General features: G+C 63.7%; 14 protein-coding genes. 11 read left to right on the top strand and 3 right to left on the bottom strand.

The annotated features are described in order from the left end of the window. Positions 1 to 3 precede the first annotated feature (3 nt). The 8 genes from C7402_RS08490 (at position 4) to C7402_RS08455 (ending at position 8556) form a co-directional block, all read left to right on the top strand. Positions 4 to 1041, top strand: a complete 1038-nt coding sequence (locus tag C7402_RS08490; protein ID WP_165841826.1) for a type IV secretion system protein — start codon at positions 4 to 6, stop codon at positions 1039 to 1041. After that, complete coding sequence (locus C7402_RS08485) at positions 1038 to 2495, top strand: TraI domain-containing protein (RefSeq protein WP_341869232.1); 1458 nt, start codon at positions 1038 to 1040, stop codon at positions 2493 to 2495. Before C7402_RS08490 ends, C7402_RS08485 begins: the two co-directional genes overlap by 4 nt. After that, complete coding sequence (gene traD / locus C7402_RS08480) at positions 2492 to 4372, top strand: conjugative transfer system coupling protein TraD (RefSeq protein ID WP_116610253.1); 1881 nt, start codon at positions 2492 to 2494, stop codon at positions 4370 to 4372. The genes C7402_RS08485 and traD overlap by 4 nt, the downstream gene beginning before the upstream one ends. Positions 4373 to 4382: 10 nt before the next feature. After that, on the top strand, positions 4383 to 4904 hold the full coding sequence (locus C7402_RS08475) for a hypothetical protein (protein WP_116610252.1): 522 nt from the start codon (positions 4383 to 4385) through the stop codon (positions 4902 to 4904). Next, on the top strand, positions 4861 to 5121 hold the full coding sequence (locus C7402_RS08470) for a hypothetical protein (protein ID WP_116610251.1): 261 nt from the start codon (positions 4861 to 4863) through the stop codon (positions 5119 to 5121). The genes C7402_RS08475 and C7402_RS08470 overlap by 44 nt, the downstream gene beginning before the upstream one ends. Then, positions 5114 to 5716, top strand: coding sequence for an IncC plasmid conjugative DNA transfer DtrJ family protein (locus C7402_RS08465; protein WP_116610250.1), 603 nt, complete (start codon positions 5114 to 5116; stop codon positions 5714 to 5716). The genes C7402_RS08470 and C7402_RS08465 overlap by 8 nt, the downstream gene beginning before the upstream one ends. Before the next feature lie 229 nt (positions 5717 to 5945). Next, a complete protein-coding gene (locus C7402_RS08460; protein WP_116610249.1) occupies positions 5946 to 6836 on the top strand; it encodes an ATPase in 891 nt (296 codons plus the stop codon). A 10-nt stretch (positions 6837 to 6846) separates the two neighbouring features. Beyond that, positions 6847 to 8556 (top strand): ATP-dependent helicase, encoded by a 1710-nt coding sequence (locus C7402_RS08455; RefSeq protein ID WP_116610248.1) that lies wholly within the window; start codon positions 6847 to 6849, stop codon positions 8554 to 8556. Positions 8557 to 8666: 110 nt separating this feature from the next. Here C7402_RS08455 and C7402_RS08450 read toward each other — a convergent pair whose 3' ends face one another. Continuing rightward, a complete protein-coding gene (locus tag C7402_RS08450) occupies positions 8667 to 9125 on the bottom strand; it encodes an Lrp/AsnC family transcriptional regulator (protein WP_116610445.1) in 459 nt (152 codons plus the stop codon). Positions 9126 to 9249: 124 nt separating this feature from the next. On the opposite strand from C7402_RS08450, the gene C7402_RS08445 reads away from it, so the two are divergent. From C7402_RS08445 to C7402_RS08435, 3 genes are all read left to right on the top strand, one after another. Then, positions 9250 to 9780 (top strand): RBBP9/YdeN family alpha/beta hydrolase, encoded by a 531-nt coding sequence (locus C7402_RS08445; protein WP_116610444.1) that lies wholly within the window; start codon positions 9250 to 9252, stop codon positions 9778 to 9780. A 310-nt stretch (positions 9781 to 10090) separates the two neighbouring features. After that, positions 10091 to 11056: an aldo/keto reductase gene (locus C7402_RS08440; protein WP_116610247.1), complete on the top strand. Its 966-nt coding sequence runs from the start codon at positions 10091 to 10093 to the stop codon at positions 11054 to 11056. 40 nt (positions 11057 to 11096) lie between these two features. After that, complete coding sequence (locus tag C7402_RS08435; protein ID WP_116610246.1) at positions 11097 to 11720, top strand: TetR/AcrR family transcriptional regulator; 624 nt, start codon at positions 11097 to 11099, stop codon at positions 11718 to 11720. 549 nt (positions 11721 to 12269) lie between these two features. On the opposite strand, the gene C7402_RS08430 is transcribed toward C7402_RS08435, so the two are convergent. Together C7402_RS08430 and C7402_RS08425 are read right to left on the bottom strand one after the other, a co-directional pair. Then, positions 12270 to 12683 carry a bactofilin family protein gene (locus C7402_RS08430; protein ID WP_116610245.1) on the bottom strand — a complete coding sequence of 138 codons (414 nt, stop codon included), beginning with the start codon at positions 12681 to 12683 and terminating at the stop codon, positions 12270 to 12272. An 11-nt stretch (positions 12684 to 12694) separates the two neighbouring features. Further along, positions 12695 to 13531, bottom strand: a complete 837-nt coding sequence (locus C7402_RS08425; RefSeq protein WP_116610244.1) for a hypothetical protein — start codon at positions 13529 to 13531, stop codon at positions 12695 to 12697. Positions 13532 to 13537: the final 6 nt, after the last annotated feature.

Below are 13537 nucleotides of genomic sequence, written 5' to 3'. Positions count from 1 at the left end.
CTGATGCGAGCGCGACTTGTGCGTGTGTGCCTGATGGTGCTGATGGTATTGGGCGGGATCGTGGCCGGCGCGGTGCGCGCGGACGATACCCCCCCGACCCCGACCACGGCGGGATCGACGATTACCGTTCCGTCGAAAGGGGACGACACCTTCGGCGCCACGGTCAACAGCGGAGAGATCGCGAGCGGCAGCAGCGCGGCGGCGGCGAAGTTCACCGATCTCTTCTCGGCGGTCATTTCGGCGGCGGTGACCGCGAGTCAAAGTCTCAAGGGCGAATCGGACAAGTTTGCGGCGGGTCTGGGCGTGATCACGCTCGTGCTGGCATTCGTGCGGTACAGCGCGACCCGCGATCCGGTTTCCGCGTGGGTGAGTGTGTTCGAGGAGCTGGCGATGCTCGGCATCTTCGCGTCACTCTATGTCGGCTACCAGAGCTTCGCGCCGGGCTTTTACAACTGGTTCCAGAAACTTGCGGACATGATCCAGTCCGGTGCGGGAAAGGGCGTGGTGGCATCGATGGGGGCCGCGGGCGGCGCGGCCCTTGAGGCGGTCATGACCGCCTACAAGGGCACCCACTGGTACGAGTACATCGCGCTGACCGTTGCGCTGGTCCCGCTGCTGCTCGCGTACATCGTGCTGGTGCTCACGAGCGTTGTGTTTGCCTTCATGAACAATCTCGGACTGATCCAGGCCGCCGTGGGCATCGTGATGGGCCAGATTGCGATCGCGCTGGGTTTCTCGTCGTACACACGCGGGTATTTCAAGACGTGGCTCGACTACATGGTAAGCGCCGGCATGTACTGCGTCATCAGCGCGATCCTCTCGCGGCTTGTGACCGGGTCGCTAACCAGTGCGATCACGGCGGCCACCGCGAGCGGACTCTCGACCGCGCAGGGCGCGACCTATGTGCTCGACCTCTCGCTCTTCATCTTCCTGCTCTCCTTCGAGATTCCGAAGATGGCGGGGATGTTCGGCGGCGGGGCGAATGCCTCCGGTGCGTTGTTCGGCAAGGTCGCGAGGGTGGCGAGCGGAGGCGTGCTGTGAGCGGCAATGCACTGCATATGCCGATGGACCCCGCCGCGCTGGTCAGCCTGCACGAGCGCCGAGTCGCACTGATCCGGCAGGCGGCCAACGAGGCGCGCGAAGTGGACTACCGCCATCGTTGGGGCGATGTACTCGCGCGCTGCGCTGCGTGGTTCTCAAGCCTGCCGTTCTCGCCCGCACTCTACCGCGAGCCCGGCGGTGCCTTCCGCTGCACGGTGGAGACAGCGTTCTATGCCATGCGCCTGTCGGGCGGGCAGAAGTTCGGCACGAACCTGCCATCGGAGAAACGCCGGGGGATCGAGCCGCAGTACAACCACGCGGTATTTCTCGCGGCAGTGTGCTCTGCACTTGATGAGCCCTACCGGCACTTCGTCGTGCTGCGGCAGGCCGATCGCACCGAATGGAGCCCCGCGGCGCACGGTGCGCTCGGAGCGTGGCTTGCGGGCGGCGCGTATGCCCTGCAACGCCGCGCGGCGCCACTGCCGGTCGAGCGCATGCGCACGGCGCTGCTGGCGCAGCAGCTCATCGGGCAGGACCTGCTCGCGGGTTACGAGGCCGAGGTGCTCGCGCAGCTCTTTGGCGCGATCAATCCGCTTCAGCAGCCCCAGGCGAACGAGTCGCTCGTGCACAAGGTGGTGCGGCAGGCCGTGGCCGTGGCGGCCGACTTCGATCGCAAGGCGCAGCAGGGCGTCTACGAGGCCGTGCAGTATCCGGTGCCGAGTGCGGTGCATGTCGCGGCGGCCGTCGAGCCGGTTATCGTGCGGCCGCCCGCGCCGGCATCGGCTCCCGAACCCTCGGGCGCTGCGCCGCAGCCAGCTGCATCGACGCAGGCCGCAACGCCCGAAAGTGCGGCAGTACCGGCACCTGCCGGGAGCGCGTCTGGCCCGATCGATAGCGCCGCGCCAGTGTTGCCGGGTCCGACGGATGGCAATGCGCCCGCCTCGCTCGCCGAGGTCGTGGCCGACGAGATGGCACGGCAGGAGCCACCCGCTGCGGGTGCCGCGCCGACAGCTGCCGCGAACGGATCATCTGCGCAGTCCCAGTCCCAGTCCCAGCCGCCGGCGGCTGCACGCCCGTCGCCCGAACCGCAACTCGGTCTGCCGTTCGCGGGCGAGCCGCCCGCGCCCGTGGCGATCGATCCGGCGGCCGTGAGGCCCCGTGTGCCGCGCCCCGAGCCGCACGGGGCGATCGATCAGGTGCTCGAGGGGCAGCCCAACATGATCCGCGAGTTCTTCCGCGCGCTGAAAGAGGATGTCGCGGCCGGCAAGGCGAAGGTCGCCTGGGGCGAGAAAGGCCTCGCGCTGCCCAAGCGCCTGGTGGGCAGCTACGGCGTGGCGAGCGACACGCTCGTCGAGCATCTGCGCCGCCGCGGCCTGCTCGTGGCTAACGTGCAGGCCGAAATCGTGCTCGCCCCGCGCGCGGGCGAGCTGATCCTGGAGCGTCCCCCAGAATGAACGCAGCATCAAGCTACATCAACCACTTCCGTCCGGTCTATGAATTCCGCGCAGCCGTTGTGTGGCTCGTGGCCGTGGGCTTCCTGCCATTCTCGGGCATGCCGTATGGCTGGGCGTTTGCGCTCGCGGCGCTGGCCGCGCTGCTCGTGCGAGGCAGCCAGGTCTGGAAAGCGCTGCGCTTTCGCATGGCCATCTCGACGAAGTGGCTCACGACGATCCCGGTGCCGCGCCTGCTCACGGTCCAGAAACGCATGCGCGAGGAGAACAACTCGATGTTCCTCGGCGAGGGTTTCGAGTGGACGCAGAAGCATTGCCAGATTGCGCACGACATCCTGCGCATGCCCACCACCGATATTCCCGGTCTGCCGAAATGGCTGGGCAAGACGCGCCGCGGCCGTCAGATCGAGGAAGCGATCGAGCAGCTCTTCGCGCCCGAGGACAGCATCCGGGACCGCATGCCGCAGGGGGCGTCGTGGATTCACGGCATGGAGCCCGACAAGGGGTTCGTGCCGTTTCACTACAAGGCGATGGGCGGTCATACGCTGGTGGGCGGCACCACGGGCGCGGGCAAGACCCGCACCTATGAGGTGGTCTCCACCCAGGTCGTTCACCTCGGCGATGTCCTGATCATCGTCGACCCGAAAAATGACGAGGAGTGGAAGCTGCGTGTCGAGCGCGAGTGCGCGCGCGCGGGCCGCAAGTTCCTGTACTTCAACCAGGCCAAACCTTCGCAGTCAATCCGGCTCAATCCGATCGAGAACTGGTCCCAGCCGTCTGAAATCCCGAGCCGTATCGCCCAGTTGATGGAGGAGGGGCCGTTCCGGGATTTCGCATTCCTCTTTATCGATCGTGCGGTCAAGGGTGAACTCTACGTCGGCGACAAGCCGACGCTGCGCTCGATCCTGAAATACGCGCAGTCCGGCATCACACAGCTGCTCGAACGCGGTCTCGAACGCTTCTTCCAGCAGGCCGGCCTGACCAACTGGGAGGAACTGGTCGCCACGACGATCACGCAGATCGGGGGGCGGCAGGGCAGCACGGCGCCGGTCGACGCGATGGTGATGCTCTACAACGAGCGCTTTGCGCGCGAGGACAGGGGCAACGAAGCCATCGACGGGCTGATTGCAACGCACGTCCACGACCGCGAGCACTACATGCGCATCATCGCGTCGGCGCTGCCGTTGCTCCAGATGCTCGCCACCGGCGAGACGGGCCTCATGCTCGCGCCTAAGGTCGATGACTTCGAGGACGAGCGCGAGATCTGGGACATCGACAAGATCATCAAGCAGAAGGCCGTGCTCTACATGGGGCTCGATTCGCTGTCGAACAATATCGTGCAGAAGGCGATCGCCTCGATGGTGCTGGCCGACGTCGCGGCCGTGTGCGGATCGATCTACAACTTCTACACAACGAAGCCGGAGGTCGTGCTCATCATCGACGAGATCGCCGAGGCGATCAACGAACAGGTGATCCAGATCCTCAACAAGGGGCGCGGCGCGGGCTTCAAGGCCTTCGTCGCATTCCAGGCACGGGCCGATCTGGAAGCCAGACTCGGAAATGCCGCCAAGATGCTTCAGGTTTTGGGCAACCTGAACAACCAGATCATCTTACGCTTGGAAGACAGCGACACCGCGCAGTGGTTCTCGGACAAGGTCGGGGAGACGGCCATCCGCAACATCCAGATTTCAGGGTCCACGAGTCGCGGTAGTGAAAGCCACATTGGTGAATTCAATGGTGGCATCACCCGGTCGCTGCAACTGGAGAAGGCGCCGCTCATTCCGACGGCGCTTATTCAGCGGCTGCCGAACCTCCAGTACTTCATGCGCATCTCCGGTGGTGCTGTGTATCAGGGCCGCATTCCCATCCTGCAAGGCTAAAAACAAAGGCATGACTTCAACCGTGTTCAAGAAAATCATCCGCGACCACAAGCTTTCGTCGCGCCTCGTGCCGGTATTCACGATCGCCCCTGAGCTCGAACTGGCGTGCTCCCGCCTGGCCGATTTCATCGGCGAGCGCTTCTCGGGTGAGCGCGGGCCGCTCATGCGGGAGATGCTCGAAGACGGCCTGGCCGCGTTCAAGCGCGTGCGCAAGACGGGCGAGCCCCACGTGGCGTTTATGCAGGGACTTTTCCAGCGCTCCCATCTGCTCTACGCGCGCCGCTACGTTGTGCGCGTGGGCGAGCGCGAACACGTCTGGTCACCCATGTTCGAGCCGGTGACGACGTTCGAATCGCGGTTCCCCGAGGACGCGACCTGCATGATCGACGAGGCCTGCCCGGAACGCATCACGCAGAAGAGCGCGGCATTCCAGCTCGCCGCGCGCGCGCTCACGGGCGAGGGATTCCGCCTTTACTTCGAGGACTACGATGTCGCTCACAGTTACGCTGATAGCGAAGCTCACGGGGCTTGACCCGAGCGATGCGGCGCGCGTGGTCTCGACCGTCGAAGCCCAGGACGATCTGGCGGCGCCCGCGCCGAGCGAATTCGCCCGTGGGCGCGCCGCCCGCGCGTATGGACTTGCCGTCGTGATCGTGCGCAATCCGCTGAAGTTCTGGGTGGGTCTCATCGGTCTGGTCGCGTTCCCTGTCTACCTTCTCGTCCGTTTGGGAGCGTCCTTGAATGGCTAGCAGCCGCTTTGTCAGGCACGTGAAATGGTGGTTCGTGATCCTTCCGGTCGTGAGCAGCTTCGTGCTTCCGTTCGTTCCCGACCGGGCGCTTTTTTCAATCAGCGACGCGGAATCGCAGGCGACGGTGGATGCGTTGGGGGCGGCGAAGGCGGGAGAGGCCACCGACCGCGCCAATGCGCTCTTCCGCCGCCTCTTCGTCGAATCGGGCGCCGTGCAGGCGACGCTGAAGGATCGCGGCAACAGCGATCTCGACGCGGAGGGCAGCGAGACGTTCGCGCACAACTGGGCGCACCAGTTCTGGATGCTGGTCTACCGCGCGATGTACCGCGCCGTGGTCATGAAGACTTGGCTGGCCGGCACCATCGTGCTGTGTGTGGCCGCCTGCGTGGATGGCACGATGCGGCGCAAGATGCGCGCGGCCGCCGCGGGCTACGCGAGTCCGCTCTCGTTTCACCTCGCGATGCATGGCGTACTCATGGTGCTTGGCGCGGCATTCTCCGTGCTGATGCTTCCCGTGCCGCTCGTCGCGCAGTGCTGGACCGCCGTCGCGGTGATCCTGCCGCTGCTGCTGTGGGTTGCGAATTCGTCCAGCTAACCTCAGACCGGCATGCCCGTGCGGAAAGCTGCACAAATTTGTGAGCTTTCCGTGCGAACCGGCGCGGATGTCCGCGGCAACCGACATCCACTTCGCGCGTGAGGCACGCCACTTTAGTAAAAGCCCCTGCAATTCGTCGCGTTTTGGCCGCCCGCGCCGCGCGCGGCTCGCAACAATAACCAGATGCCGCGCGCTGGTGCGCGTGCAACTTTCAACAGGGATCAAACTCATGAGCACCATCAACGACGATGTGACCTCGATCGACGCGGCAGCAACCGGCAGTACGGATAGCGCCCACGAAACCCACGCGCACGCCCTGGTTCCCGTGGTGGCTGACGGCCCGCAGGCGCCCGCAGCCGCGCGCATCACCGACGGAGCGGACGATGCGGACCTGGAGGTCGAACTCCAGGAGATGGAAAGCGCGGCCGCGACGCTGCACCGCGAGGGCATGATCAGCGAAAGCGAAGCGGCCGAAAAGCGTGAACAGGTTGCGCGCACGCGCCGCCTGTTTCGCGACCTGCCGCCTGAGGAGCGCGCCGCCATCGTGCGTCGCCGCCGCGACATAGGGCGTCAGCTCCTTGACCGGCAGTTGTCGGGCGCGGCCATCGTGCCGGCGGCCGTGCGCCTGAACCATACCCGCCTGCGCCCGCTCTTCGAGCAGTGGTGGCCGTACCTGAACCGCATGAGCATCAACATGCAGCGCTTCGGCCGTGCGACCTTCGGTGAGCAGGACAAGGGCGCCGTGACCGCATGGTTCGACAAGCAGCTCGACTCGCTCGAAGCCTACGTCGACGAGCAGTTCAACGTTGCTCAAGGATTTCGCGAGCGCACCGAGCGCGAGATGCGCGAGCGCGGCGATATCGTGTTCCAGCCTACCGTGACGAAGCCGTCCCTCGATCTTCAGGTCGAGGCGTATTCGCGCTTTTCGATGCGTTTGCTCTCACTCATCATCCGCTTCGACCGCGTGATGGACCACTTCGATTTCCTCGTGTGGAACGGCGTGCGCGACCAGGCCGACGTCGACGAGGAAACCTCGCGCTTCCTGCGCAAGTTCCACCCGGTGGGCGTGCGGGGCTACATGACCCACCTGCGCCTGATGACAGCTGTGCGCGGTCTATAAGGGGGAGCCCATGCTCGAAGGCCTGAATCCGCAGCAGCTCGAGGTCGCGCGCTCGCGTCGGCACTGCCTTGCCGTCGCGTGTCCGGGCGCGGGCAAGACCAAGACGATTGCTTCGAAGGCGGCGGCGCTGCTCGGCGAGCCGGGCGCGCTCGTCGGCGCGGTGACGTTCAGCAAGGATGCGGCGCTCGAGCTTCGCGATCGCATCCTGGAGCTCGCCGGCCCGGGCGCGAAAGCTCGGCTGGTTGCGGGCACGTTCCATTCTCTGGGTTTCCGGCAGATCCAGAGGCCGGGCAATCGCCGCGATATTGCCTCGGATGGCGACCGCACGGGGTTGCTGATGCGCGTGCTGGCCGAGACGGGTCTGAACTGGAAAGTTGAGGAGGTGGTGCCCCTCATCGAACAGTTGAAGACGGGCATCACGCACGCGATCGAAGGCTCGCCCGAAGCGGTACTTTACGCCGCCTATGAGGACGCGCTCGCGCGCAACGGCAAGATCGACTTCCAGGACATGCTGCGCCTGTCCATCGCGGGCATGGAATCGGGCGACATCGAACCCTACGCGTTCACGCATCTGCTCGTTGACGAGTTTCAGGATACCGATCCACTCCAGTATCGCTGGGTGGAACTCCATGCGGATGCGGGGGCGTGCGTGACGGTCGTGGGTGACGATGACCAGAGCATTTACGGGTTTCGCGCGGCGATGGGCTTTCGGGGCATGGAAGGATTCGCCACCAAATTCGAGGCGCAGCGTGTCGTGCTGGGCAGCAACTACCGGTGCCGCTCTGAGATCCTGTCGGCTGCCGACCGGCTGATCCGGCACAACAGCGACCGCATCGAGAAGATGCTGCATGCTGAGAAGGGCGCGGGCGGGACCGCTCTCGCGCGGCGCTTTAACGACGAGTACGAAGACGCCACGGCGGCAGTGGAGGCGTTCCAGGCGCGCCTCGCTGCAAGGCAGTCGTGCGCGATCCTCGCGCGCACGAACCGGGTGCTGGACCCGATCGAGTCAGTGTGCCGCTCACATGGCGTGAAGTACTACCGCGCCTCGGGCCGCTCGGTGCTGGACCAGCCGGAGGGTGCGCTCATGTGCAACCTGCTTCAGATCGTGCAGCGTGTGAAGCTCACCGGTCTCGACGCGGTGCTGGGTTACGCAGGCATGAGCACGCGCGACCTCACGGCGCTGCACAACGCGATGGGCGCCACGCTCGTGCCGAAGCAGAAGAAAGATCTGGTCGCGCTTGGTCTGACCGACGAGACAGCGACGGCGTATCGCGGATTCATGAAGCGCCTCGCCGAATGGCAGTCGCTTGCCGAGCGGCAGTTCTATTCGCTGGCGCTCGAAGGGGTGCGCGAGTGGATGATGCTTTACGTGCGCAAGGAAGCGGCCGAGCGCGCGATTGTCGCGACGTATGACGTGATTGCGCGACTGAGTGGCACGTTCAGCGAGCGCATTGAATTCCTGAAGCGCGCCAACAACGAACCTTCGGCCGATGCGCTGGTGCTCACCACGATGCATAGCTCGAAAGGGCTCGAATGGGACCATGTTTGGATCACGCGCTCGGAGGAGAACGTTGTGCCCGACCAGAAAAGTCCGGAGTCCGAGGAGCGGCGTCTCTTCTACGTCGCCATGACGCGGGCGCGCGAGACGCTCACGATCGCCTCGATCCGCAAGAACCCGCCAACGCGTTTCATCCGCGAGGCGCAGGTGCCCGAGGCCTGAAGGCCGCCGCTTACGATCGCTTGCGGCCCAGGATCACGTTTCGCGGTGTTTCGGTGGAATCGGCAGCTGCCGACCCCAAGCCGACAATTACATTTCCAGGTAGCGGCCGGTCAAAGCGATGATCCGCGAATCGTCTTCGGCGGGTAGGTCGCCAGCACGACAGCGGTGGTCACCGGCCCGAATTTCGCCAAAGAGTCGATCGCCGCCTCCAGTTGCGTCATGTCTTCGACCACAATCCGCACCATGAAGCAATCTTCGCCCGTTATCCGATGCGACTCGACGATTTCAGGCATGGCTTCGAAGGCACTCAGGCAATGCTTGATCTGCGCGTGTGTAGTCCGGATCCGAACGAGGGCGGCAATGCCACGGCCCACAAGGCCGGGATTGATCCGCGCCGCGTAACCTTCGATGACGCCTTGTTCCTCAAGTCGTTTGATACGGGTAGTGACGGCTGGCTGCGAAAGTCCGATCTGCTTGCCCAGTTCGGTGTTGCTGATGCGCGCATTGCTCTGAAGAGCCTCCAATATTCGCCAGTCTAGCCGGTCCAACGTTATCTGCTTAGGTTTCATTTGCGCGATCCGCCAATTGCCGTCAATTTGACGGGTTGCGGCCATTATTTCATTTGATCTGGGATGTTGCCAGAATTTGCGTGCTTCTACACTGGATGCTCATTCAACGATGGAGAGCGACCCGATGGACTACCCCGTTTTTGTTGTTCCCGGTATCGGCAATTCCGGTCCATTGCACTGGCAAAGCGTATGGGAGGCGGCGCATCCGGACTGGCGGCGATTCGTTGTCGAAGACTGGGAGCAGGTTGCATGCGGCGATTGGGTATCCGCACTCGAACGACAGGTAGCGGAAATCGGCGACAACACCCTCATCGTGGCGCACAGCCTGGGTTGCCTAGCGGTCGCGCATTGGGCCGCCCGTCATTCGCCCCGGATCCGTGGCGCGCTACTCGTTGCCGTGCCGGACCCCTTCGCGGCTGCATTTCCCGCGGCGGCCGCTACCGGCTTTGCTCCTGTGCCGTCAGTAAAGCTCTCTTTTCCAACTGTCGTTGTCTCCAGTTCCAACGATCCCTATGGCAGCGTGGACCACGCGCGTCGCTGCGCCAATGTGTGGGGCGGCCGGCTTGTCGAAGTTGGAGCGCAAGGACATCTCAATTCAGATAGCAATATGGGCGATTGGGCGGAAGGTTTCAGACTCCTGCAATCGCTGGCCTGACAAGGCTATTCAGGTTCCCTCCGGCCGGGCTCTGCTCCTCGCCTGACCCGCGCGTCGAGCTGGGGCACACGGCATAGGAATCATCGAGCAACCGTGGTCAGTTGATGGTGCTCGAACCAACGTTCGCATTCGTCGAGGCGGTGAAATCCTGCTTGGCCCGCGATCTTGAACGTAGCGTTGAGCGACCGTTCCTGGCCGGCAATGGTCATTCCCCGCTGTCTAAGACGAAGAATGACAAATAACGAAATATGTCATTTGCAATTTGTTACTTTTCGTACTAAGCTCAATCCTCCTATTGAAAGGACGGAGGATGGTCATGGGGTTTCCCGCGCGTGTACTTGGCTGTAGCGGGCCTGCTGTGTCGGCGATAGGTTTGGGGTGCATGGGTATGTCCGAGTTCTACGGACATACCGACCGCAATGCTTCGTTGAGGACGATTGCGGCCGCTCTGGAAGCCGGCGTCAACCTGTTCGACACCGGTGACTTCTACGGGATGGGTACCAACGAGTTGCTCCTGTCGGAAGCGTTGCGAGGCAAGCGGGACAACGCATTCATTCAGGTTAAGTTCGGCGCAATGCGGGGGCCAGACGGCGCATTCATTGGCATGGACGCACGTCCTGCGGCGGCCAGGAACTCGCTGTCCTACTCGCTGAAGCGTCTGGCGACGGACCACGTCGACCTCTACATGACGGGGCTCGACACCGCAGTGCCAATCGAAGACACCGTGGGTGCCCTGGGCGAGCTTGTCCGCCAAGGTTATGTTCGCTACGTCGGGCTCACCAACACCGATGCCGACACGATTCGACGGGCTCACGCAGTGCATCCGATTACCGCGGTCCAGTTTGAATACGGGCTCATGTCACGCGACATGGAGGACTCGGTGTTGCCCGTGTGTCGCGAACTTGGAATAGGCATCACGGCCTACGGTGTGCTGGGCCGAGGACTTCTGACTGGCAGTAAAGGAAGCGGGGACGGCGATTTTCGAAGCACCCTGTACGCTCGTTTTCAAGGCGACAATCTGACCAATAACCAGCGTCTTGTTGAGGCCCTGGCCAAGGTTGCTCGAAGCGAAGGCATCACTGCTGCCCAGGCGGCGATAAGTTGGGTGCTGAGCCAGGGAAAGGACATCATTCCGCTGATTGGGGCGCGGACTGAGCAGCGGCTTGCCGAGGCACTCGCGTCCCCGATGCATCTGTCGGAGGACTCGTTGGCAGCTATTGAAGCAGCCGTACCGGCCGACGCGGTCCAAGGTGACCGGTTCATGGTGCGCCATTGATGGTACGCTTTGCGGCCATCGTTTTTTTGGAGGAGCGGGTATGAGCCCAGGTGGCCCTGATGCAGACGAGATGCGCGCGCGTATCCTCGATACCGCCGAATCACTTCTGCGACGCCACGGACTCGAAAAGCTGAATGTTATCGATATAGCCCGTGCCATGAACATGAGCCATGGCAACGTCTATCGACATGTTCCGAGTAAGGCAGCGCTGCGTACTGCCGTCATTCATCGTTGGCTCGATCGTGTCTCCGACGAAACCAATACGGTTGCCTCGAAGCATGCTCCAGCGGATGAGCGTCTGGTCGAATGGCTTAGAACGCTTGCTGTCATCAAGCAACGCAAAGTGACCGAAGATGCGGAACTGCTTGCCGCTGCCGTAAAGGTCGTGCAGGAATCGCCGGAAATCCTTGAGGATCACGCAGCGCTTCTGGGCGGTCAGTTGGCAGCGATTCTCGCCGATGGGATGAAAGACAAAACGCTCCCTGGTGTCGGCAACCCTGATGCAATGGCGCGGACGATTCTCGATGCCACGACTCGGTTTCATCATCCGGATATGGTGGCGCGTGGCGGTTCTCCGGCTGTTCAAATGGCGGGGCTCGAGATGGTCATATCGCTAATCATGAGTGGCCTGAAAGCAAAGTCCCAGGCCGTCCGGCAGTACTGAGCGTGACATGCTCTGCGTGTTGCTGTGGCCGAACGAGCGCAATCGCCTGTACCGAGCCGCCGAACCCAAACGGGTCATGACGTCTCGTCTAGCCGTTGGTCGCGGCCGCACGCTCGATGACCTAAGCCACCTCGCGTTGCGAGAAGTCTCAATCGCCAGCGTCGACCTTCAATCTCACGCACTTCTCCGGCATCGGATAGCCGCAATGGCCAATGACGCTACGCAAATCATCAGCGGTCGCACGAATGTCCAAACGGCGGTAGAGACGAGTGGCGCTTCTTGGCCGAACTGAGTCTCACGCCGCTTTGACCTGGGCCACCAGACGGTGGTCTATGCGATGTGAACAGCCTCCACTGAACTACCATTCGGACCCAAGGCAGGGCAAGGATCACCGACGAAGTGCTGCCGCCGCGGGCCCCAGGTTGATCGGCGAATCGTTGGACATGACCGCGGTCTTGAGACGGCCCAAGGCAAACACGCCGCCGCCAACTTTCCGTTTTCCGTTAGGTGTGAACCGTGGCAGTCTGACCTGACCAGACGCACCAGCCGTTATCCTCCGGCGGCCCGGCTGATCTGTTGCACGTTGGAGGCCTCAGGCATTGCGGATGATTCAGTCTCGATCGTGAGCTCACGCGCCACGCGCTTCAGTTGCCCTTCCAGCGATGCGGAGGGGCCCAGACGGATCGTCCCGCAATAGCGGATGTTCCCCTTGACCCGTCCGTTGATCTCCAGCGACGCGCGAGCGTAGACGTCGCCTTCAACGGTGCCGTCGATGCGGACGTGGTCGCCATCGACGTGGCCCTGTACCAGGCCGCCTGGGCCAACGTGCAGCAGGCCCGTCTGCGCGATCATGTTGCCGCCGACGATCCCGAAGAGGCTGACGCCGTGGTCGAGAATGATGTTGCCTTCGATTGCCGCGCCCGGGGACAGCAGTGTCACATTGCGGGTAGGTTGACCTTTCATGATTCGGCTCCTCAGAAGAGTTGGACGTCGCCCGCGCGTTGCGCCGGGGCGGCAGCGGGTTTTGCGGTGTCGGATGCGGAAGCCGTCTTGTGTTGTGCGGCCAGATGGCGCGGCGCGGCGCGATGAATCTCAGCCTCCGATCGCCCGGCCGCGACATGAGCCTTGTGCTGAGCTTCAGCCCGCGCGTCAATAAGCGTGTGCTCGGCGGAGGAACTAGCCGCAATCTGAACCGTGGCAACAGCAGTTGCCTCCGGACCCGGCATCGCAACCTGTACGGCGGAAGAGGGCAGCGACGCGGCGGCACGTTGCCGGATGGGTGACGCCAGTGCGCGTTGTGCGTCGGCGGCCGCCGGTGAGAGCGGAGGTGTCGGCGCGACCTGCGGCTGCCCTGATCGTGCCGACGGCTCCCGCGTCAGTATGGCGATGTCCAGGCTCGCCATGCCCGCGACCCGTGATGCAGTTGAAGGAGGTTGGGCTGCGCTCGCGGATCTGTCTGCCCCTTGCACCGGCGTCGTGGAGGCTAGGGAAGCCGTGGCCGCAGGAGTCGGGGCAGCGACTGCCGAAGCTGCGCGCCCGGGCCCGCTATGGAGCCGCTCCCAGCCACGCGCGACGCCCATGCCCATCGCCGCGCACAGGACCGTGCCGCCAACGGCCATGAGCGCGCCGCGACCGATGCGCCCGCGCGCATCCCAGAAGCCGCGCAGCGAGGGCCAATACGCAGGGGACGCGTGTTCTATCAGCATCACCGGCGCGGGCAATGCCCGCACCTGCGCCTCCAGATCGATGACGACCGGTTCGGCCGCATAGCGCGCATGGAGCGCCTGTATCTCTCGAAGATCGATTTCCATTGGGTT

Source organism: Paraburkholderia unamae, from assembly GCF_003096875.1.
GTDB lineage: Bacteria > Pseudomonadota > Gammaproteobacteria > Burkholderiales > Burkholderiaceae > Paraburkholderia > Paraburkholderia unamae.
This window is presented reverse-complemented; position numbering and strand designations above follow the sequence as displayed.

Excerpts from the sequence above, each read along its gene's own strand:
- C7402_RS08475 (WP_116610252.1), top strand. The coding sequence starts at position 4,383 with ATGACTTCAACCGTGTTCAAGAAAATCATCCGCGACCACAAGCTTTCG.
- traD (WP_116610253.1), top strand. The coding sequence starts at position 2,492 with ATGAACGCAGCATCAAGCTACATCAACCACTTCCGTCCGGTCTATGAA.
- C7402_RS08440 (WP_116610247.1), top strand. The coding sequence starts at position 10,091 with ATGGTCATGGGGTTTCCCGCGCGTGTACTTGGCTGTAGCGGGCCTGCT.
- C7402_RS08450 (WP_116610445.1), bottom strand. The coding sequence starts at position 9,125 with ATGAAACCTAAGCAGATAACGTTGGACCGGCTAGACTGGCGAATATTG.
- C7402_RS08430 (WP_116610245.1), bottom strand. The coding sequence starts at position 12,683 with ATGAAAGGTCAACCTACCCGCAATGTGACACTGCTGTCCCCGGGCGCG.
- C7402_RS08465 (WP_116610250.1), top strand. The coding sequence starts at position 5,114 with ATGGCTAGCAGCCGCTTTGTCAGGCACGTGAAATGGTGGTTCGTGATC.
- C7402_RS08425 (WP_116610244.1), bottom strand. The coding sequence starts at position 13,531 with ATGGAAATCGATCTTCGAGAGATACAGGCGCTCCATGCGCGCTATGCG.
- C7402_RS08435 (WP_116610246.1), top strand. The coding sequence starts at position 11,097 with ATGAGCCCAGGTGGCCCTGATGCAGACGAGATGCGCGCGCGTATCCTC.
- C7402_RS08470 (WP_116610251.1), top strand. The coding sequence starts at position 4,861 with ATGTCGCTCACAGTTACGCTGATAGCGAAGCTCACGGGGCTTGACCCG.
- C7402_RS08460 (WP_116610249.1), top strand. The coding sequence starts at position 5,946 with ATGAGCACCATCAACGACGATGTGACCTCGATCGACGCGGCAGCAACC.
- C7402_RS08490 (WP_165841826.1), top strand. The coding sequence starts at position 4 with ATGCGAGCGCGACTTGTGCGTGTGTGCCTGATGGTGCTGATGGTATTG.
- C7402_RS08445 (WP_116610444.1), top strand. The coding sequence starts at position 9,250 with ATGGACTACCCCGTTTTTGTTGTTCCCGGTATCGGCAATTCCGGTCCA.
- C7402_RS08455 (WP_116610248.1), top strand. The coding sequence starts at position 6,847 with ATGCTCGAAGGCCTGAATCCGCAGCAGCTCGAGGTCGCGCGCTCGCGT.